Raw genomic sequence first — 26,055 nt, 5'->3', positions numbered from 1 at the left:
AACGCATTGTAAAGCATTAAGAGTTTATGTTCAAATTCAAATGGGGTGTTGCCTTTCTGGTGGCTTCGTCCTTTTCCATGGGGGCGTATGCGGATAATACCGTCGAAAGAGGAGATACTTCTCGAGTGTATGACATTGATGGGGTGGTCATTGTTGATCAGCCCAAGGAGGCTTTCCGTCTTCGCTGGCAGCCGTTGAGCAGTACCTCGTTCGACAGCGGACAGCTGCAGAGTCTCAATGTGCAGGACGTGCGGCAGCTCTCCGTTTTCGTTCCGTCTTTTGTCATGCCCGAGTACGGAAGCCGTTACACATCTTCTGTCTATATGCGTGGCATCGGCTCGCGTGTCTATTCTCCGGCCGTGGGAATATACGTCGACGGCATACCGGTACTGAGCAGGAGCGCATTCAATTTCCATACCTATGACATCGACCGTGTGGATGTCCTTCACGGTCCTCAGGGAACACTTTATGGCATGAACACTGAAGGCGGACTGATCCGTCTTTACAGCCGTAATCCCTTTCAATATCAGGGGACAGACATCAGGCTCTCTGTCGGTACGAAACTCCTGCGCAAGATAGAAGCCAGCCACTATGAACGGCTGAATGACAAGGCCGCATTCTCCCTGGCGGGATTCTATGCCGGTCAGAACGGATTTTTCCGCAATCAGTTTAACGGTGCCCATGCCGATCTTATCAATGAGTTCGGCGGAAAGGGGCGCTTCCTCTGGCGGCCCTCCGACCGGCTGTCCTTTGACTTCATGGCAGATTATCAATATACACGGCAGAACGGTTTTCCTTACGGGCAGGTCGTTACATCGGAAGAGATTGCCGCAGCCCCCATCACGTCACCGCTCTATGGGCTGAAGGCCGGTACGCAGTCGCCCGACCAGAACCGGCAGGGGAATTATCGCCGCAACATCTTTCATACAGGGATAGGCATCAAGTACACAGGAAAGGGCTTTGACGTGAACTCCATGACCTCGTGGCAGTATCTTCATGACTATATGCTCATGGATATCGATTATCGTCCACAGGACTTCCTGCACCTTACGCAGCGGCAGCATGGGAACACGCTCCTGGAGGAACTGTCTGTCAAGAGCCGGAACAACGGCAAATGGCATTGGACGTTCGGTGCTTTCGGTTCTTATCAGTGGCTGAAGACCGTCGCTCCGGTTTATTTTGATGAGGATATGAACGCCTATCTGTCCAAAACCATCACCGACTATGCCTACAACGGCATTCTCAATTCCATGGCACGTGGTATCGCACAGGGAATGATTGCCAGAGGAATGTCCGAAGAGGCTGCCAATGTTGCTGCACGCGCACTTGCTGTCGCCAATATCGCCCGTGCCGGCGGCGTGTCTGTCAAGATGAAGATGGATCCTGTGCCCGGTCTTTTCCATACGCCGACGTTCAATCTTGGTGTTTACCATGAGAGCAACATCGACCTTAACCGGCAGCTAACGGCAACGCTCGGACTCCGTTACGACTACTCCCATGTAGCAATCGACTATGTTACATCCGCCCGTGTAGCCCTGCAGGAGAGTGTGTTCGGTGTGAATATCAGTCCGGTCATAACATCCCTGCTGAACCGTCATGAGCACGATCACTTCAATCAGCTCTTGCCAAAAATCGGATTGACTTACCGTCTGCGTAACGGAAGCAACGTTTACGCTACGTGGTCAAAGGGCTACCGTGCCGGCGGTTATAACTTCGAGATGTTCTCGGATGTGCTCCAGACAGAGACCTCGAAGGCAGCCAAGGCTGCCCGCGCCGATCTTGACATTGCACATGACGATGCTTATTATGAACGTATCGCAAAGACAATTGAATATAAGCCGGAGACGAGCTGGAACTACGAGGCGGGCACACATCTCAACCTTCTCGACAATCAGCTTCACCTCGATCTTTCCGCCTATTATATGCAGATCCGCAACCAGCAGCTCTCCGTCATGGCTGGCAATTACGGCTTCGGACGTGTGATGACGAATGCTGGCCGCAGTCATTCATGCGGTCTGGAGGCGGCTCTTCGGGGAGGCGCATTGGACAACAGGCTCATGTATGCCATCAGCTATGGCTTCACAAGTGCTCGCTTTGATGAATATACGGATTCGGTTGCGGGCGGTGGGACCATCGATTACAAAGACAGGCGGGTGCCTTTCGTCCCACAGCATACGTTGGGGGCAAGTGCCGACTATCGGATTGACGTTGACCCGGCAGCCTTGCTCGATCCGTCCAGCCGCTTCCATCTGCGCAGCGTCACCGTGGGGATGAACCTCTCTGCACAGGGCAGGATCTACTGGGATGAGCAGAACACAGTCAGTCAGAACTTTTATGCGGTACTTGGTGCCCATGCCGATGCCGATTTCGGCCCTCTGCACATCAACCTGTGGGTACGCAATCTGACCGACACGAAGTATAACAGCTTCGCCGTACAGAGTGCGGCGACCGGTAAACGTTACACCTTTGCCCAGCTGGGCAATCCTTTCCAGCTTGGGGTTGATTTCAGTATACATTTTTGACGGATTCGTATTCTGTATGTGTTCATCGGGAAACCGGATAACAGCCGGGAGGACATCCGTCATCATATCTTGATACGACCTCTCATGAATTTGGAAGAATATTTATACTGTTAAGAGATTGTACAGAAAAGACCGTCAACTCCGGTGGGAGTACTGACGGTCTTTTGCGTCCTTGGAGTGGGGCATGCCTTTCTTCTTCTCTGCAATGACGGAAAGATGTGTTATATCCTGATTTTACCTACTAATTTTCTCTGTCTTCCTTCGCCTATAACGGGGGCGTGGGCATCCTCAGGGAAGAAGAGAACAAATTGTCCCGGCCGGACCTTGAAATATTCTTTTGCTTCCTGTGTATAGAAACCGCAATCGGTATCGGAGCGGTAGGCTATGTCGGGGATGCCCAGCCCGGATATCGGTGTCCAGCCCATTGTCTCTTCCTTCAACAGGGGAACCTGCACGTCAATGTATCGTTTATGGAACTCTAACCGTTGTCTATCTTTCGGTCTCAGTTCTACTTCATCCAAATTGATGAACAAGCTGCCGCCGTCAAGCGTAATGCGACCTGCTTCCTGTCCGTTGAAATCGTGGTGGAGAATGTATTCCATCAGTTCTTTCATTCTTGGATGCAGGGCATAATACCGACTGGCTGCATTTAAATCTGCAATTATCATCTTTCCCTTGTCTGTTGATTGTTGGTGCAAATATAGGTATTTTCTTTCTGATGGCAAAGGAAAAACCATGGACATCTTCGTCCTGACTGTACGAGAGCGGACTTTCATTCCATTGCTGTCTTTCATCTTAGCAAGCGACAATGGTCGATTGTCTGAATCTGCCAAAGAGTCTGCCAAAGAAACAAAATTGCGTTAAAATACAGCTTTATATATGGTGTTTCTCCTTTTTTTAACTTACCTTTGTACGTTAAATAAAGAGAAAGCAAAATAGAAATGACAGATTATAAACCGGAGAAGAAAGAACGTGTCAATCCTTTCTTCCTGCCTTACAATACACCGCACGACACGGTGCCTTTCGACCGTATTACCCTCGCTGACTATGAAGAGGCAATGCTGGAGGGCATCCGCCGTGAGAACGAACAGATTGAGAAGATCATCAATAACCCTGAAGCACCAACCTTCGAAAATACCATCATACCGGAGGATGAGGTAAAGGGTCGCAAACATTATTATGATCTGCTGAACCGGGTGGAGAGCGCATTCTTCAATATGTTAAGTGCCGAAACCAATGATAAGATGGATGCTCTGGCTCAGAAGATGAGCCCTATACTCACCCGGCATGGCAACGATGTCAGCCTGAACCCCAAGCTGTTCGAGCGTATCAAATATGTATACGAGCACCATCGTGAGTTGACACCGGAGGAGAACCGGCTGCTGGAGAACAGCTACGACGGTTTCGTACGCAGCGGTGCATTGCTGGATGAGGCAGGGAAAGACCGTCTGCGCAGGCTCACGGAAGAGGCCTCCATGCTTTCGTTGCAGTTCTCGCAGAACCTGTTGAAGGAGAACAAGGCCTATACGCTGCACATCCTGGATGAAAAACAGCTTGACGGTCTGCCTGAAACGGCACGGGAAGCAGCGCACGAGGCTGCAAAAGAGCACGGACAGGAGGGATGGATATTCACTCTGGATGCACCGAGCTACGGACCGTTTATGATGTACAGCACGGAGCGTGAACTGCGCAAAGAACTCTACATGGCCCGTAACACACTCTGTATAAATGACAATGCGACGAACAACCTCGAGGTATGCCGGCGGCTTGTCAATCTCCGTCGTGAGATGGCACAGCTTCTGGGTTATGGTACCTTTGCCGATTACGTGATGAAGCATCGTATGGCGACAACGGTCGGGAACGTCTATAAGCTCCTCAACGACCTCATTACGGCGTATAAGCCGGCAGCCATCAAAGAACGGGAGCAAGTGAAGGCACTGGCCCGGGAGCTGGAAGGCGATGACTTCAAGATGGAGCCGTGGGATGTGGCTTACTATAGTCAGCAGTTGAAGAAGAGAAAGTTTGACCTTGACCCAGAGATGCTCCGCCCTTACTTTGAGCTGGGCAATGTCATCAAGGGGGTCTTCGGACTGGCTACGCGGCTGTATGGGATCACCTTCAAGGAAAATAAGAACATACCGGTCTATCATCCTGATGTGAAGCCCTATGAAGTATTCGACAAGGACGGCAGCTATCTGGCTGTACTCTATGTCGACTTTCATCCGCGCAAGGGAAAGCGGGATGGAGCCTGGATGACCGAGTTCCAGGGACAGTGGATTGAAAGGGACGGGACGAACGTACGTCCGCACGCCTCTCTTGTGATGAATCTTTCCAAGCCTACCGAAGATAAGCCGGCATTGCTGAGGCTGGGTGAGGTGGAGACTTTCCTGCACGAGTTCGGACACTCGTTGCATGGGATGTTTGCCAACACCCGCTTCGAGAGTCTGTCGGGGACGAATGTCTGGTGGGACTTCGTGGAGCTACCTTCACAGTTCATGGAAAACTTTGCCGTAGAGAAAGACTTCCTCCGCACGTTTGCTTTCCACTATCAGACAGGAAAGGTGATGCCCGACGAATTGATTGACAAGATTGTGTCAAGCCGCACATTCGGTGCAGCGACGGCATGTCTGCGACAGGTCAGCTTCGGCTTGTTGGATATGGCTTATTATACGCAGAAGGACGAGTTTACCGACGATATTATCCCATTCGAGAAAAAGGCATGGGCACCCGCCATCATCGACGAGCAGCGTATGGACACCTGTATGACAGTGCAGTTTTCCCATATTATGGCAGGTGGTTATGCTGCCGGCTACTATAGTTATAAATGGGCGGAGGTCCTTGATGCCGATGCTTTCAGTGTCTTCAAGAAAGAGGGTATCTTCAACCAGGCTACCGCCCAGCGGTTCCGTGACACTATTCTTTCGCGTGGTGGAACGGAACACCCCATGACACTCTATAAGCGTTTCCGTGGACAAGAGCCGACAATTGATGCGTTAATGAAGAGAGACGGCATTTCCCGATAGCTTATCTCTATTTATGATTTCTTGTCCCTCCACCTGTCATTACTTGATATTGCCTTTTCCGATTATAAAATCCTATCAGCACAATGAACAATGAACATTTCACAGATCATCCGGCAGTTTCTTCCCTCCGAGAGGGCAGGAGCAGGGCTGCCGTTGACTACCGTTATCTCCGTATGGCACATATCTGGGCAGAGAACTCCTACTGCAAACGGCGGCAGGTGGGTGCATTGGTCGTGAAGAACAAGATGATTATCAGCGATGGGTACAACGGAACTCCGAGCGGCTTTGAGAATGTGTGTGAGGATGAAGCTGGTGTCACCAAGCCTTATGTTCTCCATGCTGAAGCCAATGCCATTACGAAACTTGCACGGAGCGGTAACAACAGTGAGGGATCGACGCTCTATGTGACGGCTTCTCCCTGCATCGAGTGTGCCAAGCTCATCATTCAGGCCGGTATCAGTCGTGTCGTCTATGCCGAGAAATACCGGCTTACGGATGGGATAGACTTGTTGAAGCGGGCAGGAATTGAAGTGGAATACAGAAGCCTTGACGAGGCGGATTGTCTTTCTTCTGATGTTGTTTCCGAGAGAAGGTAGCATAATGGAAGAGATTGTCTGACAGATAAAGCTGACCGGTCAGGCTGGCTTTTAGAACCAGACTTTACAACAAGAAAATATATAATAACAGGTAAATCAGCGAGCACCCTGTTGACTTCTTCTTATCTATTTGGAGAGGACAGGGGTGGGGTCTTTATGAATCAGAACAAAACCAACCGTTTTATGCCGCTTCTGATGGCACTCTGTGTCGTCATCGGTATATTGATCGGCACTTTCTATGCCAATCACTTCTCTGGCAACCGATTGAACATCATCAACAGTGGGAGCAGCCGGCTTAGCAATCTGCTGCATATCATAGATGATCAGTATGTTGATTCGGTGAATATAGACGACCTTGTCGAGAAGGCCATCCCGGCCATTCTGTCAGAGTTGGACCCTCATTCGGTCTATATCAGTGCAAAGGATGTACAGCTGGCGACGGACGATCTCAAAGGTTCGTTCTCGGGTGTGGGGATTGAATTTGTCATCCGTGATGATACGCTGCGCATACAGAATGTTATCAAGGGCGGCCCGGCTGACCGGGCTGGGTTGCTGGCAGGCGACAAGATTGTCAGTATTAACGGTAAGACTTTCGTAGGCAAGGGTGTTACCAACGAGGAGGCGATGCACAGGCTGAAAGGACCTAAGGATTCCAAGGTCAGGATCGGGGTGAAGCGGTATGGTGAACAGGGCGTGAAGATACTTACCGTGACGCGTGGTGATGTCTCCGTCAAGAGTGTTTCTGCTTGTTATATGCTCAATGACTCGACGGGATATATTCGCATCAAGAGCTTTGGCGAGCGCACCTATGCAGAGATGCTTGCAGCTCTGCAGACACTGAATATTCAGGGAGCTGACCATCTGGTTATCGACCTTCGCGACAATGGCGGCGGTATTCTTGAAGCAGCTGTCCAAATGGCCAATGAGTTCCTGCCCAAGAACCGGCTCATTGTCTATACACAGGGACGGAAAAGCCCACGGGTAGATTATCGCAGTGACGGCAAGGGAAGCTACCAGCATATACCGATGGTTGTACTGATCAATGAGGGATCGGCTTCATCAGCTGAAATCTTTGCCGGAGCCATGCAGGACAACGACCGCGCTACGATTGTCGGTCGCCGTTCTTTCGGGAAGGGGCTGGTACAGCAGCAGATACAGTTCCCTGACGGCAGTATGATCCGTCTGACGATAGCTCGTTACTATACTCCGTCCGGTCGTTGCATACAAAAGCCGTTCAAACCCGGTGACAATGCCGACTACGAAAACGACCTTCTCATGCGTTATCAGCATGGCGAGTTCTTCTCACAGGACAGCATCAAACACGTCGGCCCGGCTTATCATACACACAACGGTCGTACTGTCTATGGCGGCGGCGGCATCACTCCTGATATTTTCGTTCCAGAAGATACCGTCAACATCACCTCCTATTACAAAGAAGCTGCCATGAGCGGGCTGATGATGCAGTATGCTTTCAATTATACTGACCGGAACAGGAAGAAGCTCAGTGAGTTCTCTGAGATGCGTCCACTGGCAAACTATCTGAAGCGTCAGGACCTCGTCTCTGACTTTGCCGACTATGCAGATAGGAACGGGTTGCGCCGCCGCAACCTGATGATCATGCGCTCACATTCACTCCTTGAAGAGTATCTGAACAGCAGGATTATCTATAATATGCTTGACGAACAGGCATGGATAGAGTATGTCAATCTTGACGATGCGACCATTAAGTCGGCTCTTAATGTGTTCCGGAGTCCTTCTATCCTCATGCTTATGCCGGGGCGGAACACAGGAACAAAGCGTAAAGTACGATGAAACATGAAAACGAGGAAATTTCAAACTGTGTCGTCTCCATCAATCGCTGACACCCTGTTAGCTCGGTCAGCTTCGACGGTCCGGTCGTCAGCCACAGGTTCTTCCTCCCTGCAAGAGGAGATTCTGAGGGGGAGTTCCAAGCTGGAACTCAGACGTTATGTCCGATCTCTCAAAAAACAGTTTACACATGAAGAGCTGATAGAACAGTCTTCAATGCTCATTCGGCGTGTTCAGGAACATCCGCGCCTGCGTTCGGCCGAGACAGTACTTCTCTACAATTCCCTGCCCGATGAGGTTTATACTCACGCCCTCATCCGTCAGCTCCATGCTGAAGGGAAGACGGTTCTGCTTCCGGTTGTCGTCAGTGAAACGGAGATGGAGATACGTCATTATACCTCTCCCTCTTCCTTTAAGGAAAGTTCCTATGGTATTCTCGAACCTGTCGGGGAAGCCTTTACTGACTTCCCTTCTATTACTTTCGCCTTGATACCCGGAATGGCATTTGATGCTGCCCGTCATCGTCTTGGACGTGGTAAAGGGTATTACGACCGCTTCCTACCTCTTCTCACCAATGCCTATAAACTTGGCATCTGCTTTCCATTTCAGTCTCTTCCTTCCATTCCGATAGACGAGTATGATCAATTAGTAGATGAGGTAATCTGCTGATATTAAGGGCATCCTTTTCGGATGCCCTTTTTTTATCTCTGCACACAGTCCCTTCGGGGGAAGAGATAATCCCTGTAAAACGACTTTTCTCAAGTGTTGCTTTTGAAATCCTCCTTATACGGAACTGTTTCCAGGTACTTCCGACTGGACCGCACAGGTTTATCCCATCAACTGTATTAATCTTCCCCTGAACTGTACAGGCTGCTCTTGTCGACTGTCTGGTCTGTCCAATCAGCTGGACAGAAGTGTACAATATCGTGACAGTCGCAATCTGAAGCCATGTTTATAACAGGGTACGTTCTGTTCAGGAAAACGTAAAGGCTTTGTGTAATTGATTATTGGCAGCTCTGCTCCCAGTCTGCTGTCAGCAAGTACTGCATACCATGGCCTCACGGGTTATGCAGTTCAATGATGTACAGGTCTGCCCATACGGTTATATCGACGATCAGAGAGATGCCTTCATGCCTGAACCGGAGAACGTTTGATGCCGGCTTGACCCGTTGGAGCTGATAGCCATGGAGCTGAAGGTCGTGTGTAAACGTGCGATAGTAACCCTTGTCCCAAAAGACTATCTGTAAAGTCCCGGTTCTATCATCAATGACAGCCAGGCTGCTGTTGTCTTTCTTTGCAAAGAGTCGGTAAAGAGGTTGTCGGATCGGGTTGTACTCTGCATTGGGGATGACGTGCCAGCCCCATAGCTGACGTGTGTCTGCCGCATCAACAATCAGTTCTGTCCGGATCTTCTGGAGACCGTATTTATTGAAAAGCAAGGGTCCGACCACTCGCTTCCCTTTCTGTACCTGATACTGCAACAGCTCGATGACTGGCAGCTGGAGTAAAGGGATATTCCCCTGTGCCGATATGCACAGAGGAATCATCAGCAAGAGAACAAGGAAGAAGTACTTCCGCCTCATGACAGCCCTTCCAACTCATTGAGCCAGTCGGTTGACATCGCATCCGAAGGCATCCGCCAGTCGCCGCGTGGGGAAAGACTGACGCTGCCCACTTTCGGTCCGTCAGGCAGACAGGACCGTTTGAACTGCTGGGAGAAGAAACGACGGTAGAAGATGCGCAGCCAATGAAGGATAACGCCGTCGGCATAGACACCGCTGAATACATTCTGCGCCAGCCAGTAGATTTTCGACGGACGGAAGCCGCAGCGGAGGACATAATAGAGGAAGAAGTCGTGCAGCTCGTAAGGACCGACGAGATCTTCCGTCTTCTGGGCAATGTCGCCCTTGTCGTCGGCTGGCGTCAGCTCGGGTGAGATCGGTGTCTCGACGATATCGTTCAGTGTCCGGCGAGAGGTTTCGTCTACACTGCTCTCGGCCACATAGCGGACAAGATATTGTGTAAGCGTTTTCGGTACACTGACATTCACGGCATACATGCTCATGTGGTCGCCGTTGTAGGTACACCAGCCGAGTGCAAGTTCGCTGAGGTCGCCTGTACCGATGACAAGTCCGCCCAGCTGGTTACTCAGATCCATCAGTATCTGCGTACGTTCACGGGCCTGTGCATTCTCGTACGTCACATCGTGTACAGTGGCATCGTGCCCGATGTCCTTGAAGTGCTGCAATACGGAAGCTGCAATGTTTATTTCATGAATCGTAATACCCAGGTTCTCCATGAGTGTCATGGCGTTGCGATAGGTGCGGTCCGTCGTTCCGAATCCAGGCATGGTGACCCCCACGATACCTTTTCGGTCGAATCCCAGTTTGTCAAAAGTCCTGACGGCTACGAGCAGAGCGAGGGTAGAGTCGAGTCCGCCGCTGATGCCGATGATGACTTTCCTGCTGTTTGTATGGACCATCCGCTTTGCCAGTCCGCAGACCTGGATATTGAAGATTTCCTCACAGGCCTCCTTCATATTCTCCGTCTTAGGAATGAACGGGTGGCTGTCGAACCGCCGGGTAAGTGTGAACTCCCGCATGGGGTTGATCGGTGGAAGGCAGTCGATCCGTGTACCCAGTTCGCCTGCCTGTCCTGTAATGCCTGCCAGTCCGGCAGCCACCGGTCGTTGCGCATTGACAAAGGTACTGTTTGTGCGGCGTTCGCTGCGCAGCCTCTCCACATCAATCTCTGTGATGATCAGCTGGGCATCGAGCCGGAAACGGTCGGACTGTTCCAGGAGCGATCCGTTCTCGAAGATCAGTGCATTGCCGCCATAGACGACATCCTGCGTGCTTTCGCCGAAGCCACAGCTGCTGTAGACGTATCCGCTGATGGTACGCGCACTCTGCTGGGCAAGGAGCGACTTCAGATAGGCGTGCTTGCCAATGAGCTCGTCGCTGGCAGAAAGGTTGAAGATAATCTCTGCACCTGCCAGGGCAAGATGGTTGCTTGGCGGTGTCGGTGCCCATACGTCCTCGCAGATTTCGATGGCGAACTTGGCACCTTGTGCCGTACGGAAAATCTGCATATCAGGCGTGACGGAGATATGATGGCCGGCAAAATGAATACGCTGTGGTCGCAGATCCTGTGAAGAGGCGAACCACCGCTTCTCATAAAACTCGCTGTAGTTCGGGAGGAATGTCTTGGCAACGATGCCCAGCAGTCTGCCCTGCTGGATGACCAGTGCACAGTTCAGGAGTAGCGGCCCGACGGCAACCGGCGCACCGACGATGGCGGTAATGTCCAGCTGGCGGGTGAAATCGAGCAGCGACAGTACTGCCTGCTCGGCATCATCCAGCAACAGTTGCTGGTGAAACAGGTCCTGACAGGAATAGCCTGTCAGCGACAGTTCGGGGAAGACGATGACCTCCACGCCCTTGCCTTCGGCAATGGCTATCTGCTTCTCCGTCTCGACGAGATTGAACTTCGTGTCGGCAACCTTCACTGCCGGGATGGCTGCTGCGACTTTTATAAGACCGTACTTCATAAACCGTGCTTTTATCTGATTGTTACCTGTGTCGCTCCATAGCCGTATTCGCGGAAGGAAGCATCCTGGTAGGAATAATGCTTGTACCTGTAGTTCAGTTCGTGGATGATGGCATGGCGCAATACGCCTTCACCCTTGCCGTGGATGAAGATGAGCTTCTTGCCCCGCTGCGCCTTGTACTCTTCGACCGTGCGGCGGAAGACATCCAGCTGGTATTCCAGTATATCGGCCGGGGACATTCCGGCTGTCGTCTCCAGCAATTGGTCTGCATGGAGGTCCACGACAATTTTGTCGTCATTGAGTATCTGCTTCGCCGGCTTCCTGCGTTCCAGCTTGTAACGTCCGGCAAGCTCGTCCGTCTTCTTTTCAAGTTCTTCTTCGGAAAGACGGCTTAGGGATGAACAGCCGGCTTTCAGCTTTGCAGTCGCCTCATCCTGGGGATTTTTCGTCAGTGGCTCGAGCATCGGATGGTCAGTGAGCCTGTCTTTCTCTACCAGTGTATAAACCAGTGCCGGCTGATCGAAGAAGACACTTTCATGGAAAGTATTGAGCTTGTAGAACTTCACGGCATCGATGTTCACCTGGATGTCACAGGCTGGCTTGAGCGTAAAGACCTTGTCCTTCTTGTAAGCATGGAACTGGATGCAGCCGTGCAGCATGCCGTTGAGGTCGGCAAGCGTAAAGTCCTCGATAAGCAGTTTCATGTTCGGTTCTAGCTCGCCCACAGCCTTGAGACTCCATTTCTTATCGTTCTCTACAGCATAGGCGAAATGGACGAAATAGTTGGAGTCGTTGACAAGATACGATTTGAAGTGGGTGGTTGAGAGGCTCTTCATATCAGTGGGTGTAAAAGCCAGATAGAGCGAAAGCTCATCCCCGCCCATGCGTTCTTTTACCGGAGCTTCAAAGTTGATGGAGGGGTCTTCGTCAGGAAAGGTACCGGTATCAATGTCACGCCAGTCCTCCCCGATTGCTTCGTCCGTATCCGAGGAAGTTAACCGCTGTCTGATGCTGCGGTTATCTTCTCCTTTCTCCATCCTGCGCTGTTGCTGGTCGATGCGCAGCTTGGCACGGTCGGAGGCGGAATCCTCTACTACGACGACCTCACTGGCCGGCGTAGGTATCTGAAATCCGTCTTCGTCTTCGACCAGTACGAGCCTGCCTTTGAAACCTGCGATGATGCCTCCGCCGGTGTCACTCAGAAATCTTACTTTGTCTCCTATTTTCATGTTTTTATTGTTTTGGGAATTAAAGGGTTGGGATACAACCGGTCTTTGTAAGCTATGCCTGATGGTATGTCCGGTTGTCCGGACTGTTGTACACATCTGTCCTGTGTGCCTGTTTACAACCGGTTGGGAATGCTGTTCCCAAAGGCCGGGAATCGTGTTCCTGATGCCTGGGACCCGGATTCCCAACCGGTTGGGAACAGTCTGCACAAGGGGGATTATGGAATCAGCAGGGACGAGTCTCCATAGCTCAGGAAGCGGAAATCGTGGCCGAGTGCATAATCATAGATCTTGCGCCAGTCGCCTTTCACGAAGGCACTCACCAGTAGCAGCAGCGTTGACTGTGGCTGGTGAAAATTGGTGACCAGTGCTTTTACAATCTTGTATGTGTAGCCGGGAGCGATGATGATCTGCGTGCTTGAGTGCAGCGCATTCAGGCCGTCCCTGTCCAGATAGGCAAGCAGATGCCTGACAGCGTCCTCGACGGTTATCACTTTTCCGTCCGTTTCCACCAGTCCTTCTGCATTATGCGGCAGGTCGTAGGGTTCCCACTGATTGACATGAAGGTCTTTCTCGGCGATCTCGGGGTCTGATACAAGTTTCACTCCCATATAATAGAGGCTTTCCAGTGTGCGGACGCTCGTCGTTCCCACGGCGATTGCACGGCAACCATGCTTCAGTAGCTTTTCCAAGGTCTGACGGCGGACGACGATGAATTCTGTGTGCATACTGTGCCCTTCAATCTCGTGACTTTTCACTGGTTTGAAAGTGCCGGCTCCCACGTGGAGAGTCAGTTCCTCTCGGTCGATGCCGTGCTCATCCAGGGCTTCCAGCACTTTGTCGGTAAAGTGGAGGCCTGCCGTCGGTGCGGCCACGGAGCCTTTGATCTTTGAATAGACCGTCTGGTAGGTTTTCTTGTCGCTTTCCTCGGTGGCACGGTTGAGGTAAGGTGGGATAGGCAGTTCGCCGACAGCCTCGAGTATTTCGGCAAACGACACGTTCGTGTTGTCCCACTCGAAGTTGACCCAGTGATTGGTGCCGCCGGCCTGTTCCTGCACTTTACTGCGGTCCATGGTTGCCGTGAGTGTCAGCTTATGTCCCTTGATTTCAAAAGCACGTCTCAGTGCCCCCTCTTTCCATTTCTTGAGGTTGCCGACCATGCAGAGCCATGCACACGCATGGTTTGTCTGGAACATCAGTTCGTAATCGGTAGGCTGGGCCGGTTCCATGAGGAAGACTTCGATGAGTGCGCCTGTCTCCTTGCGGAAATGCATACGGGCTTGGATGACCTTCGTGTTGTTGAATACCATCAGTGCTCCTTTCGGCAAGTATTCAGGAAGCTGATAGAACTTGTCTTCCGATACCTCTCCGTGTTTGTAGAGCAGGAGCTTGCTATGGTCGCGTTCGGACAGAGGGAACTTGGCGATGCGTGCATCGGGGAGTGGGTAATTGTAATTGGAAATACAGATATGCTTCGTATCTTCAGACATGATTTTTTATATTGATAAGACGGCACGGAATGCCGCATAGATGAATGTCAGTAGAAGAACACAGATGACCACATCAATATCTGCGAAACTGTAGCCTGTCTGCGTGTATTTTGTAGAGATATAATGCAGTTTGTCGCTGCATCTGGCGTAGATACGGCAGTACAAATAATAGACGAGTGCTGCGACGACCGCTCCGAACAGCATTCCGGCGAGTATATCGGAGGGGTAGTGTACGCCGAGATAGAGACGTGTGGCCGAAAGGGTGATGCTCCATGCTGTCATAAAGGCAGAAAAGATACGGTCACGCACCAGCAGGCTGAAAAAAACTGCCACGACAAAGGCATTGGCTGCATGGGAGGAGAAGAAACTGTAGCCTTCCGCTCTGTAATGGTTCGTTGCCACGACAAGTCTCTGCAGCACGTGGGATTCCAGGGGACGCGGCCGGGCAATGAGCGGCTTGATGAAACCGAGGTTGACACCGTCGACGACTGTCAGGCTTAATGCCACAGCACCGACGACGAGCATTATTTTGAGCCAGTTCTCATTGTTCTTGATGACCAGATAAAGCAGAGACGCATAGAGGGCTATCCATGTGTAGGCGGATGTCAGCGTGAGCATAAAACTGTCCATGAAGAGATTGTCGCTTCCATTGAAAGCGAGCAGTATCGACCTGTCCAGTTCTTGCAGAGCGTCTAAATTCATTGTCGGATTCTTGTGTGGAATATGATCTGTTTTGCAGCGTGCTTAAATTGCTTCTATGTGTCTGGTCCTTACCCAGCCCTGACGCCCGTCGCTCAATTGGATTTCCGTCCACTGGCTCATGCTGTGGTCGATGATTCTGACCTTGGAACCCTCGTGGAGAATGAAGGCTTCGGCTGATTGCTGGTCGGGGGTTTTCCTTACAACGGCGGAAGATGACATGATGATGCCGTGGTCATCCGAATCCAGGAGATACACCTGCTGGACAGCGAAGAACGTGTCGAGCAGGAAAAGGAAGAGAAAGGCGGGCACTGCCACCTTCACTGCTTTCCGGAAACCGTCTGAGTCGACGAAAAGATAGACGACAAGGGCTGCAAGTGACAAAGCCAGACAGACAAGACCCAGAAAAGCCCAGCAATCAACGCTCAGGTAATTGACCAGTGCCTTGTACCATGTTACGAAGAACATCTCCGACTCGGGGGTCAGGTTGTCAATCGTCTTCGACTGTGCCAGTTGGAGGTTGAAGCGGATATCCTCGTCCCCGGGCGCAAGTCGTTGTGCCCGCTCATAGGAGAGTACGGCATGGGGGATGTTGTCAAGCCTGTAATAGCTGTTGCCGAGATTATAATACAGGGCTGCTGATTCCCCCTGTTTCAGCAGTTTTTCATATCCCTTGACAGCCTGTGCATAATTTCCCTTCTGATACATCTTGTCGACATCGGCCTTTGTCTGTGCAGCCAGCTGCAAAGAAAATACGGACAGACAGATGAGAAGGAAGAAGATACGTGTCTTCCTTGACGGAGGGGTCAGTGCTTTTACGGCCTCTTCCATGTCTGAAATGGCCGTCATGGCCGTATCCAGTGTTCGTTTCATATTTCCTTTCTCGTCACCGGGCGCATAACGTTCGAACTCACATTCGTCGATAGCTGCGATGAACTTGTCAATCACTTCTTTTGCTACATTGATTTTCTCAAACCGTTCGCTGATGTTGTCACGCGACAACTGTTCAACCGGCAGGTCCAGCTTGTCGGAAGCATAACCCCATAATGTCTTCAGCACCTCATCGTAGAACTCAAGGTTTTTGTTCTTCAGCATCAGCAGCTCGGCTTCGTGTAAGCGTCCTGCAGCTATGCGGTTGGCATTCTTTCCCCGTTTCAGCACCATATCCACACGGTGGGCGAAACGGTTGCGATAGCAGAAGGAGAGGATGCCTCCTGTACTTAGAAGCAAGATGAGAATGATATAGTAGGGAGCAGAACCGAAGAAGAAGTTGCCGACTTTGTCGAGTGAGCTTTCGCCGGTCTTCAAAGGTAGGATGTCCTCGTTCGGCAAGTCTACAGACAGAATGTCTTTGGAGGTGCCATCACCTCTTGATACTTTCAGTTCCATGGGAGCGGTCTGCAATGTGACGTATTTCTTCTGCGCCAGATCATAGTAGCATAGCTTCACGGGAGGGATGGAAACGACACCTTCTTGATGCGGTACGACGACCTGGTCGTAAATCATGTTGCCTTCTGCCCCTTTTGTGGTCAGCTGTGTCTTGTCAGTCGTCTTGATGTCATACGCCTCGAATCCTTTAGGGAGCTGGATGATGGGTTGCCGGATCAGCTTCAGGTTGCCTGTTCCGCTGACGACTACACGGATGGTTACCGGGTCGCCTGCCTTCACCTCTTTTTTATTTAGCTGGGCCGAAAGGTTGAAATGGCCGACACCACCGGAGAATTCCGCTGGACGTGCCGGCAAAGGAAGGACTTTGACAGTCAGTCCTGGAGCAACGATGTTCTTCTTGATGTTTGTCGTCCCGCCGTCAATACCGAAAGCCTCAAACGGATTGAAGCCGTTGGATTCCTGGATAATGCCATGGAAAGTCAGAGAAGGGACCTTCAGAGTTCCGGTCATCTGAGGGTACATTACATATTCACTCCAGGTGACGCAATTGTAGACACGGTTTCCGATGCGTTCTCTGTGGAAGGTCTTCTGCTGTGGCAAATCAATTTCCTGTACGTGGAAGCCTGCCAGGTCCGGCATCTTGCCCATCAGCTGCCGGAGGTTCTTTGTGGTGTAGACCTTATAGGTAAGCAACACCGGCTCTTGCTCGTAGACAGTTGTCTTGTTGGCACTCACCTTGATGAACAGATCTTTTGATGAGATGGTGGTAGCTGCAGAACGTGGGTCGTCCTGTGGGTCATAGTAACCGCCACCGGAAGAAGAACGGGCGGTGGTATTGCCGGACGCATTGATTCTCACAGGAGTTGAGGCCAGTTCCTGTCCGTTTACGATGATACGGGCAGGCCCGATACTTAACATTCCCTTTCTTGTAGCTACGAAGACATAGGTAAACGAAACGGAAGACGAACTGCTGGCATGGCCGTCGATGAACTGGAAGTTGGATTGTGAAGAGGTTGCCGGTCCATACACTTTCTCAAGCCCGCCGGACAGTCTCCCCAGTTGGAACCTGTGGATGTCTTGTGTATATACGGTATATTCAACTTGAAATTCCTCGCCCACTGTAACGTGCTTGGGTGCGGCCACCCGGACACGCTGTGCCTGTATGGTGCAGACATTCAACAGTACAAGAAATAAAAATATATAGCGTTTCATATCTTCAATTTTTTCTTTACTATGTTACCAGTTCTTGTCGAGTTTTCTCTCGGAAGGCTGCCGCATGGCTCTGGATAACCGTTGCTGTGTTTCTTTCTCCTGCTGTTTGACGGCATTGAGCAGCTGCTCGGCATTGTCTTTGCTCATGCTTTGATTGTCTTGCTGCTGTCTTTTCTTCTGTTGCTGCTTATGGGATGGATTCCTGTTCGGGTTCTTCTTGTCTTTCTTTTTGTCAGACTTGGCCTTTCCTTTGCCAGAAGACTTCTTCTGCTGTTTCTTCTGTTGACGCTTGCACAGTTCAAAGTTGTAACGGGCGTTGGCATGACCGGGATTACAGCGTAAGGCATTCTTATATGCTTCTATCGCCTTGACATAATCTTTCTTTCCCTGAAGAATAGTACCGAGGTTGTTATAGCTGCTTGATTTCCGGACTGGATCTTTTTCTAATCTCGCAGCTTTCTCATATTGTTTTTCCGCTTCATCATTCTTCCCCTGTGCCTGAAGGCTTCTGCCCAGATTGTAATTGGCAATCGCATAGTCCGCTTCCTTGTCGACAGCTTTACGGTAAAGCACTTCTGCCTGCGCATAGTTCCTTGATGAGAAAAGCCTGTTGCCTTCTCTGGTAAGCTGGCTGGCTGTCTGCCCTTTGGCCGGGACAAGCACCAGCAACAGATATATTATGAAATAAAGTCGTCTTGCCATTTGTTATCGTCTTTTCTTTCTTTCAAGTATCAGGACATCTGCAATGAGCAGGATGACGACAAGCAGGGCCAGAGCCTGAAACTGTTCGTCAAAATCACTGTAGAGGACATTGTTGATTTCTCCTTTCTGCAGTTTACCGAGTTCCTTGCCGAGGACGGTATCCGCAACATTGCTGTTGTCAACATGGACATACACGCCCTGGCCGGCGGTGGCAATCCTTCTGCACATATCTTCGTTAAGATGCGTCTTCACAGGTTCACCATTTGAATCCTTTAGATCAGTGCCATCAGGCATCGGGATTGTAGATCCCTCTTTGGAACCGATTCCCAGGATGAACACCTTGATACCTTTGTTCCGTGCCTGCTTTGCCATTGCTTCGGATCCGCCTTCGTTGTCTTCACCATCCGTAATCAGTATGATGGCTTTTCCCACCTTCGAGTTCGGAGTAAAACTGTTGATGGAAAGCTGAAGAGCTTTCCCGATGTCAGTCCCCTGTGTCCCTATCAGGGAAGGATTGATGTTGTCCAGAAACATCTTGGCCGAGACGTAGTCGCCCGTTATCGGGAGCTGTACGAACGCATCACCGGCAAAGACTATCAGGCCGATCTTGTCTTCGCTGAATTTGTTCATCAGATTCTCCACAAGCAGCTTGCTCTTTTCCAAACGTGAAGGTGACACGTCTTCGGCAAGCATGGAATTGCTGATGTCGAGTGCGATGATGGTCTCTATGCCTTCCCGCTGTCTGCTGGTGGCAAGTTTGCTGCCAATCTGCGGACGGGCGACAATCAGTACAAGTAGCAGCAGGATGGCCTCTTCCAGTATGAACTTGACCCACATTCTCCTCCGACTTATCATCGGAGAGAGCTGGTGCAGAAGTTCCGGATTCCCGAATTTCCTTATTCTCTGCTTGCGTTTGCGAACGGAGTATAAGTAGATGCTTGCTGATAATGGAATCAGCAACAACAGCCACAGATAGATGGGATTGTCAAATCTAAACATTCTTCAGTTAATCTTGTAAGACAAGTTTGCAATGTTGTCCGTGACAGTGGCGGGCCTTATGGCAATCGCCTGAAAACCGTCCAGCGCAGCAACAGGTCAAGGCAGAGAATCAGCAGTGCCAGCCAGGCAAACGGAATATAAGCCTCATGCAGATGGCTGTATGACCTGGCATTCATCTTCGTCTTCTCGAGTTTGTCTATGTCCTGATAGATTCTTGAAAGCTCTGCCTGACTCTGTGCCCTGTAAAACTCTCCATTCGTCGATACGGCAATGTCCTGCAGTGTCTTGTAGTCGATAGCTCCGATTTCTTCCCCTGTCTCTTTTCCAAAGCCTATCGTATAGACCCGAATACCGAATTTTCTGGCAATTGCAGCGGCAGTCATCGGAGATATGGAACCGGCATTGTTGCTGCCGTCAGTCAGCAGAATGACAATCTTGCTTTTGGCCTTTGAATCCTTAAGTCGGCTGACTGCATTTGCCAGCCCCATGCCGATGGCTGTTCCGTCCTGCATCAGTCCGCTCGTCACGAGGTCCGTACGGACACTATGAAGAAAGTTCAGCAATGCCGCATGGTCAAGGGTCATGGGGCATTGTGTAAAAGCTTCTCCTGCAAAGATTGTTAGTCCGATGTTGTCATTGGGGCGGCCGCTGATGAATTCGGAGGCGACTTCCTTGGCGACTACCATGCGGTTAGGGTAAACGTCTTCCGTCAGCATACTTGCCGAGACGTCCATTGTCAGCATGATGTCAATCCCTTCTGTATCCTTGTCATCCCAGGCATTGTATGTCTGCGGCCGTGCCAGGACAATGACGGTCAGTGTGTAGACCATGCACCGTAAAACCATGGGAAGATGAATCATCCTCACCCTCCAGCTTCTTGGTGCATGTTGGTAAGCGAAAGTATCGCTCATCCGCATCGTCGGTTCTTTTCCCTTGCCGCAGAGGAAATACCCTATCAGATAAGGTATCAGCAGCAGCAGAAGAAGAAGGTATTCACTATTGGCAAATTCCATTTCAATATTCTTCTTTATATGTCACACCAGAAGTGCATAAGCTTTGAATGCAGCATAGACAATCAGAGCTACGGAGGCGGCAACGGACACCGTGACCGCCAGCTTGAGCAGTCTGTGTGGACGAGGCTTTTCCTCTCTCTCTGGTTCGGCAGCTGCTTCTTCCGGTTCATCGGCCTTCGTTTTGTCAATGAATCGTGCTACACTGTCAAGATAGAAAACCATATCGTTCTCACCTGTTGAGTATTTGGCGAACTTCACGAGATCGGCGGTGTTGAAGACTTCCTTCAGATCTTCTGTAACCGTTTCTCCGTCTGCTTCATGCAGGTGCTCCAGAATCTCGCAGGTGGTCATCTCCATGGCGTTGATGTGGAAACGCCGCGAGATGTATTTTCTCAGAACGTTGGTGACATCTGTGTAAAATGCCTTCTGCTCGATATACGATCTCCTGCTGGCGGAAATTTTGGCAAGGTCTTGTCTTGCCTGTTCGTAGAACGACAGCGTTTGTATCTTCTTCGGCTTCCATCCTCTCTTCCTGCTGCGGAGCACCCTGTAGAGATAAAATGATATGCCGAGGAGGACAATGGAAAGAACCAGTGATAAAGCCACCGGTATCCATTCTCCCCACGAGAAAGGAACGCGCTGAATGCCATCGGGAGGCATGGGCGTGTTCTTTACAGTGTCGACAGGCACTGTCTGCACATCCAGTGTGACCGTTCCGGTCATCTTTTCTTTTCCTCCGACCATCACTTTCTGTGCCGGAATTGTATAGTGCCGTGCATCCCATGCCGTCAGCGTATATATACGTCTGATTTTCTGTACGTTGTCTCTCAGAGTTGTGTCAGTCGCTATGCCGAGTACTTCCATGCTTGGTAGAATCTCCTTCTTTTTGTTGTACTCGGGGAAGGAGACCTTTGCTCCTTGGGGAGCAAGCACGGTAATAGTGTAATGTGAGCGTCCGCCGACCAGTATCCGGGCAGAATCCACATTTGCCGTCACATGTACCTGCGCATGGCATACTGCTGCCAGGACAAGCAATGTTATTATGACTGTATATTTTCTCATCGGCTTCTTTTTGAAAACAGCTCCATCAGCATCTTCACGTAATCATCATCTGTCGCTACGGCCATGCTGTCCACGTGGCTTTGGTCCAGAGTCTCATGGAGCCGTCGCTCTCTTTCTTCCCAATACGCATTATGCGTCTTCCGCAGGCGGACATCATGCGTGTCAATATACATCTCATGTCCAGTTTCGGCATCCACGACTTTCATCAGCCCTACATCGGGCATATCTTTCGCACGGGGGTCGTATACCTGAATTGCTACGACATCGTGTTTCTTGCTGGCTATCCGCAGCTCCTGACTGAAGTCCTTGCGGGTGTAGAAGTCGCTGATGACAAAGGCGGTGCAGCGCCGCTTCATCACCTTGTTGAGGTACTCAAGTCCTGCACCGACATCGGTTTTTCTGCTTTCAGGCGTAAAGGTGAGCATTTCGCGGATAAGGTAGAGAATATGTTTTCTTCCTTTCTTCGGTGCTATGTACTTTTCGACATGGTCGGAAAAGAAGATGATGCCGATCTTGTCGTTGTTCTGAATGGCGGAGAAAGCCAGCGTCGCAGCAATCTCCGTGGCGCATTCACGCTTTAGCTGCCCGACAGTGCCGAAGTCGAGCGAGCCGCTGACATCCACCAGCAGCATCACCGTAAGTTCACGCTCTTCCTCGAAGACCTTGACGTAGGGATGATGGAAACGCCCGGTGACATTCCAGTCAATGTCGCGCACATCATCGCCATACTGATACTCGCGCACCTCCGAGAAGGCCATGCCGCGTCCCTTGAAGGCAGAATGATACTGCCCGGCAAAGATGTTCTGGCTCAGGCCCAGTGCCTTGATTTCTATCTTACGGACTTTCTTCAGCAATTCTGTAGTATCCATATCCAATGATGATGATCGTTCTCTGTTATCCAGCTTTCTTGCCTCAAGGTGGAGATTAAGGTACCTGCACCTTGTTGATGACCTCACTGACGATTCTCTCTGTCGTCAGGTCGGCTGCTTCTGCTTCGTATGACAGTCCGATTCTGTGGCGCAGAACGTCGTGCGCAACGGCGCGCACATCCTCCGGAACGACATAGCCGCGGTGCCTGATGAAAGCGTAGGCGCGGCTTGCCTTGGCAAGGTTGATGCTTGCACGGGGGCTTCCTCCGAAGGTGATCATCTGCTTCAGTTCCGGTAGCTGGTAGCGTTCGGGATAGCGTGTGGCGAAGACGATGTCGGCGATGTACTGCATGATCTTTTCGTCAATGTACACATCTTTGACTACCCGGCGTGCCTCGAGAATCTCAGCCGCACTGACGACGGGACTGATTTCCGGCATTGCTTCCTGCAGGTTCTCGCGGATGACAAGTTTCTCTTCCTCCAGTGTAGGGTAGTCGATGATGACCTTCAGCATGAAACGGTCCACCTGTGCCTCGGGCAGCATATATGTACCCTCCTGTTCTATAGGATTCTGTGTGGCCATGACGAGGAAAGGGTCAGGCAGGTTGAAGGTGGCGTCGCCGATGGTCACCTGATGTTCCTGCATGGCTTCCAACAAGGCACTCTGCACCTTTGCCGGCGCACGGTTGATTTCGTCGGCAAGCACGAAGTTGGCGAACACAGGGCCTTTCTTCACGTGGAAGGCCTCGTCCTTCTGCGAATAGATCTGTGTGCCGACTACGTCTGCCGGTAGCAGGTCGGGGGTAAACTGGATGCGGCTGTATTTCGTGTCGACCAGTTGCGAGAGCGTCTTGATGGCAAGGGTCTTTGCCAGTCCAGGTACACCCTCGAGCAGGATGTGCCCGTCGCTGAGCAGTGAGATGAGCAGTGAGTCGACCAGGTGTTTCTGACCGACGATCACCTGGTTCATTCCTGTCGTGAGGTTCGTTACAAAGGAACTCTGGCGTTCTATACGTTCGTTCAACTCTTTGATGTCAATGGATTCTGCCATGATCTTTCAATTTATGTCGTACTTGTTTTATTTCTGTTTCAATGAATCGCAAAAGTACAACATTATGATGGATGAAGCGAATAATAGTGTCTAAATTATATTAAAATAGGAAAGGCATTCTGTTTCGAGATGTCAGCTAAGACCATGTGAAGCCTGTTCCCAACCGGTCGGGAAAGCAGGTCCCAAGCGTTGGGAACAGGCTTCCCAGCCGTTGGGAATCCTGTTCCCAACGCTTTTGTGTGAAATTTTTTTGATTGGGTCGGACATCGGTTTACTTCTTTGACTGAATGTATGGATGCTTCTGCCACTGTTCTCCCGAATTGATAGAAACCCATGTAATCACCATGTCGGGAAGGTTGACAGATGCGTCTTGCCGATGGTGGACATGCAGGGTCTGCTGTCTTGCCTGTCCGGGAAAAGCGGGTGGGGGAACAACGGATTGGAGGAAGCTGCTTTTCATAGTAGACAGTTTCTGTCTCTTGTAAATAAGCAGAACACCCGTTATAATTGAGTTCTGCGGCTCTTTTATAACGGGTGTTCTTTACAGCTGACGGGTAGAGGCTGGCATGAATGTTTTTTTAGTATGCCATCTTTCCCGTCATCGTCGGTATGCGCTTCCGGTCTGGCTTTTTCTCCGGCAGGACAAAGATAATCACTGAACCTGGTTCAGGTCAGGTTGTAAGTATGCACGCTCATCCCCTGTGCCGACGGCAGGTAATTGATTCCCCACCAGCACATCTGTAACAGACAGAAAGCGATGATGATGATCCACAGAGAAGGACGGATGGAGCGGGGGCGGTACAGCCGATAATGAATATAGACAAGATATGACAGCCAGGTGATGGCGGCCCATGTCTCTTTCGGATCCCATGCCCAGTAATGTCCCCAGGCTTCTTTTGCCCAGATGGCGCCCATGAGCATACCGAGAGTCATAAACGACAGTCCGACGTAGACGAGATTGTCTGTTATTTCCATCTCTCTGTCTGTACCGGCCTCCTTTTTGCAGAAAAGCAGGTACACCGACATGACGACTGCAGCGCCCAGCAGTGCGTATGCCATCATGTAAACAATCACATGAGGTGCAAACCATGGGCTTTGTAATGCCGGCATCAGCGTTTTGGAATGGATTTCGGGTCTGAAGAGATTGAGGCAGACGAAGACTGCCGCCAGGAGGGTCGAGAAGCCCAATATCCACTTGTATTGCCAACGGCTGTAGACGATTATGCCCGCCAGAGGAAGAAAGAAACTATACCACAGGCGTGTCTCTCCCATTGTGCGGAGCGGCGGCCGCTCCAGCGTTATCCACATTATGAGGATGTAAGCAAAAAAGACAGCAAGCCCCAATCCTGTTGCTGCGAATGCCAGCCGTCTCCGGTTGCGCCATGCAGCCCATGCTCCTGTCGTCCACAGGGCTACGGACAGCAGTGCAAAAACGATGAAGTAACTCCAGATCATAGCTTCTCCTCCTTTTTACGACTTGCTGTCAGGAACATTCCGACTGCACCAAACAGCAACATGAATATGCCTATGTAAACAACTGGCAGCCAAGGGTCTTTAACTAATTCAAAGACACTCAGATTACTCCATTTTCCCATTTGCTCGTTGTAACTGAGCTGATAGATTTTCCATCCTTCAATGGCGAACGGCCTGTTCACCTCTATCTCTGTCCGGATATTCTGTCCGCTCTGTGTGTAAATGTCAACAAGTGATGCGAAACGGCGCGGCTCACGGTTGGGCATGGCCAGCATCCTGCCGTCAGCAAGCTGGATAGCCTGAAAGGGGAAAAGGTAACTGCCACTGGTAACCCAGCCTGTTATCGTGTGTCGCCGCCTTCTCGTCAATGCTGTAGCATGATTGCCATTTGGATTTCCCCCTGTTGTTACTTTTACGAATAACGCACAGGCAGAGCCGGGAGCATCCGTAGCTGTATAGCCTTTCTTGTTGCGTGCCTGCCCCAAAGAGTCCATGCGTATGTTTGCCATCATGCCTTCAGGCATCTTACCGATCATTTTGCTGAGCATGACGGGGACAGCATTGTCAATGCGCTTGAGAATCTCAATCTTGCAGTCGAGCAGCTGTCCTGTTCTCATATTTTTCTCTACAAGCAGATTTTCCGGTTTCTCCTGCGGTAGCGGTTGTCCTTGCTTGTTGATGATCATGAGTTTAGGCGGATATTCATCGATTGTGAATTTCTCCAGCTGAATGGCCACAGGGAGATGATGGACATTGCCGAAAGCATCCAGACCACGCCATTCCGGCTGTCCTGTCTCACAATACATCTTCACTCGGAGCATATCTGCACTGCCGAGTGTACCGCATGCAAGAACAAGAAACAGGCCTGTGTGGCTTGTCAGCGTTGGCAGCCGCCGCCATGAAAAATGGGCTATCTGATTCAAAGCCACCTCTCCGACAATGGCCGTCATCCACAGATAGACAAGGATAAACGGCCAGAAATTCAGCATCTTTGTCAGTCCGATGGGGTCAGAAGAATTTGTGTCTTCTGCCGCCTGTCGGGTTATGCCCATGACAAGGGTCAGCATTGCAGCTGCGGCAATAGCCGGAACAGCCGCCTGCATGGTGGTCATGAAACGGCAGAGATAGGACTGTCTGCGCAGCATGAAGACTGCAACAAGTGCCAGAACGAATAAAACGAGCGTGATGATGTTGGCAGGCCAGGCGAAGACTCTCCATTCCAAAGGGCCCATTACCACTTGTAATAATGTGCCTGTAGCCAATAATCCGATAACAATCGCTGTTCCTTCTTTCAGCGAATAAGGTTTGTTCCACATAAATACAGTTGATAGTTGACAGCTGGATAGTTTGACGGCTTCTGGGATAACTGG

At 50.8% G+C, this 26,055-nt stretch carries 20 protein-coding genes; 5 read left to right on the top strand and 15 right to left on the bottom strand.

Annotation, left to right across the window (positions count from 1 at the left end):
* The first annotated feature begins 26 nt into the window (after window positions 1-26).
* The gene (locus tag DYH27_RS04570) at window positions 27-2,522 is read left to right on the top strand and encodes a TonB-dependent receptor (protein ID WP_029216637.1); all 2,496 of its coding nucleotides are present in this window, start codon (window positions 27-29) and stop codon (window positions 2,520-2,522) included.
* A gap of 221 nt (window positions 2,523-2,743) precedes the next feature.
* Here DYH27_RS04570 and DYH27_RS04565 read toward each other — a convergent pair whose 3' ends face one another.
* Entirely contained in the window at window positions 2,744-3,190 is a 447-nt protein-coding gene (locus tag DYH27_RS04565; protein ID WP_025068283.1) for a YhcH/YjgK/YiaL family protein, read from the bottom strand.
* Between the two features lie 273 nt (window positions 3,191-3,463).
* Between DYH27_RS04565 and DYH27_RS04560 the strand changes: the two genes are divergently transcribed.
* From DYH27_RS04560 to DYH27_RS04545, 4 genes are all read left to right on the top strand, one after another.
* Window positions 3,464-5,545, top strand: a complete 2,082-nt coding sequence (locus DYH27_RS04560; protein WP_025068282.1) for a M3 family metallopeptidase — start codon at window positions 3,464-3,466, stop codon at window positions 5,543-5,545.
* 83 nt (window positions 5,546-5,628) lie between these two features.
* Complete coding sequence (locus tag DYH27_RS04555) at window positions 5,629-6,141, top strand: deoxycytidylate deaminase (RefSeq protein ID WP_025068281.1); 513 nt, start codon at window positions 5,629-5,631, stop codon at window positions 6,139-6,141.
* Between the two features lie 156 nt (window positions 6,142-6,297).
* Window positions 6,298-7,953 carry a S41 family peptidase gene (locus DYH27_RS04550; protein ID WP_025068280.1) on the top strand — a complete coding sequence of 552 codons (1,656 nt, stop codon included), beginning with the start codon at window positions 6,298-6,300 and terminating at the stop codon, window positions 7,951-7,953.
* A gap of 3 nt (window positions 7,954-7,956) precedes the next feature.
* Window positions 7,957-8,619 carry a 5-formyltetrahydrofolate cyclo-ligase gene (locus DYH27_RS04545; protein ID WP_025068279.1) on the top strand — a complete coding sequence of 221 codons (663 nt, stop codon included), beginning with the start codon at window positions 7,957-7,959 and terminating at the stop codon, window positions 8,617-8,619.
* Between the two features lie 389 nt (window positions 8,620-9,008).
* Here the strand turns inward: DYH27_RS04545 and DYH27_RS04540 are convergent, their stop codons facing one another.
* The 14 genes from DYH27_RS04540 to DYH27_RS04470 form a co-directional block, all read right to left on the bottom strand.
* Window positions 9,009-9,533, bottom strand: coding sequence for a hypothetical protein (locus DYH27_RS04540; RefSeq protein WP_025068278.1), 525 nt, complete (start codon window positions 9,531-9,533; stop codon window positions 9,009-9,011).
* Entirely contained in the window at window positions 9,530-11,500 is a 1,971-nt protein-coding gene (locus tag DYH27_RS04535) for an NAD(+) synthase (RefSeq protein ID WP_025068277.1), read from the bottom strand. Before DYH27_RS04535 ends, DYH27_RS04540 begins: the two co-directional genes overlap by 4 nt.
* Before the next feature lie 11 nt (window positions 11,501-11,511).
* Window positions 11,512-12,729 carry a DUF2027 domain-containing protein gene (locus tag DYH27_RS04530; RefSeq protein WP_025068276.1) on the bottom strand — a complete coding sequence of 406 codons (1,218 nt, stop codon included), beginning with the start codon at window positions 12,727-12,729 and terminating at the stop codon, window positions 11,512-11,514.
* 215 nt (window positions 12,730-12,944) lie between these two features.
* A complete protein-coding gene (locus DYH27_RS04525) occupies window positions 12,945-14,216 on the bottom strand; it encodes an S-adenosylmethionine:tRNA ribosyltransferase-isomerase (protein WP_025068275.1) in 1,272 nt (423 codons plus the stop codon).
* 6 nt (window positions 14,217-14,222) lie between these two features.
* Window positions 14,223-14,918: a phosphatase PAP2 family protein gene (locus DYH27_RS04520; protein WP_025068274.1), complete on the bottom strand. Its 696-nt coding sequence runs from the start codon at window positions 14,916-14,918 to the stop codon at window positions 14,223-14,225.
* A 42-nt stretch (window positions 14,919-14,960) separates the two neighbouring features.
* Window positions 14,961-17,516 carry a BatD family protein gene (locus DYH27_RS04515; protein WP_025068273.1) on the bottom strand — a complete coding sequence of 852 codons (2,556 nt, stop codon included), beginning with the start codon at window positions 17,514-17,516 and terminating at the stop codon, window positions 14,961-14,963.
* A 24-nt stretch (window positions 17,517-17,540) separates the two neighbouring features.
* Complete coding sequence (locus DYH27_RS04510; protein WP_025068272.1) at window positions 17,541-18,218, bottom strand: tetratricopeptide repeat protein; 678 nt, start codon at window positions 18,216-18,218, stop codon at window positions 17,541-17,543.
* A gap of 3 nt (window positions 18,219-18,221) precedes the next feature.
* Window positions 18,222-19,217: a VWA domain-containing protein gene (locus DYH27_RS04505; protein ID WP_025068271.1), complete on the bottom strand. Its 996-nt coding sequence runs from the start codon at window positions 19,215-19,217 to the stop codon at window positions 18,222-18,224.
* 56 nt (window positions 19,218-19,273) lie between these two features.
* Window positions 19,274-20,230 carry a vWA domain-containing protein gene (locus DYH27_RS04500; RefSeq protein WP_025068270.1) on the bottom strand — a complete coding sequence of 319 codons (957 nt, stop codon included), beginning with the start codon at window positions 20,228-20,230 and terminating at the stop codon, window positions 19,274-19,276.
* Window positions 20,231-20,251: 21 nt separating this feature from the next.
* Window positions 20,252-21,292, bottom strand: coding sequence for a hypothetical protein (locus DYH27_RS04495; protein WP_025068269.1), 1,041 nt, complete (start codon window positions 21,290-21,292; stop codon window positions 20,252-20,254).
* Window positions 21,289-22,161, bottom strand: a complete 873-nt coding sequence (locus DYH27_RS04490) for a DUF58 domain-containing protein (RefSeq protein ID WP_029216636.1) — start codon at window positions 22,159-22,161, stop codon at window positions 21,289-21,291. Before DYH27_RS04490 ends, DYH27_RS04495 begins: the two co-directional genes overlap by 4 nt.
* Before the next feature lie 55 nt (window positions 22,162-22,216).
* Complete coding sequence (locus tag DYH27_RS04485) at window positions 22,217-23,212, bottom strand: AAA family ATPase (protein WP_025068268.1); 996 nt, start codon at window positions 23,210-23,212, stop codon at window positions 22,217-22,219.
* Window positions 23,213-23,878: 666 nt separating this feature from the next.
* Window positions 23,879-24,667 (bottom strand): cytochrome c biogenesis protein CcsA, encoded by a 789-nt coding sequence (gene ccsA, locus DYH27_RS04475; RefSeq protein WP_025068266.1) that lies wholly within the window; start codon window positions 24,665-24,667, stop codon window positions 23,879-23,881.
* Window positions 24,664-26,001 (bottom strand): cytochrome c biogenesis protein ResB, encoded by a 1,338-nt coding sequence (locus DYH27_RS04470; protein WP_025068265.1) that lies wholly within the window; start codon window positions 25,999-26,001, stop codon window positions 24,664-24,666. Before DYH27_RS04470 ends, ccsA begins: the two co-directional genes overlap by 4 nt.
* Between the last annotated feature and the right edge of the window lie 54 nt (window positions 26,002-26,055).

This window comes from Prevotella denticola, from assembly GCF_900454835.1.
Classification (GTDB): domain Bacteria; phylum Bacteroidota; class Bacteroidia; order Bacteroidales; family Bacteroidaceae; genus Prevotella; species Prevotella denticola.
Note: the sequence above shows the minus strand (reverse complement) of the source record. Positions and strands in the feature narration are given on the sequence as shown.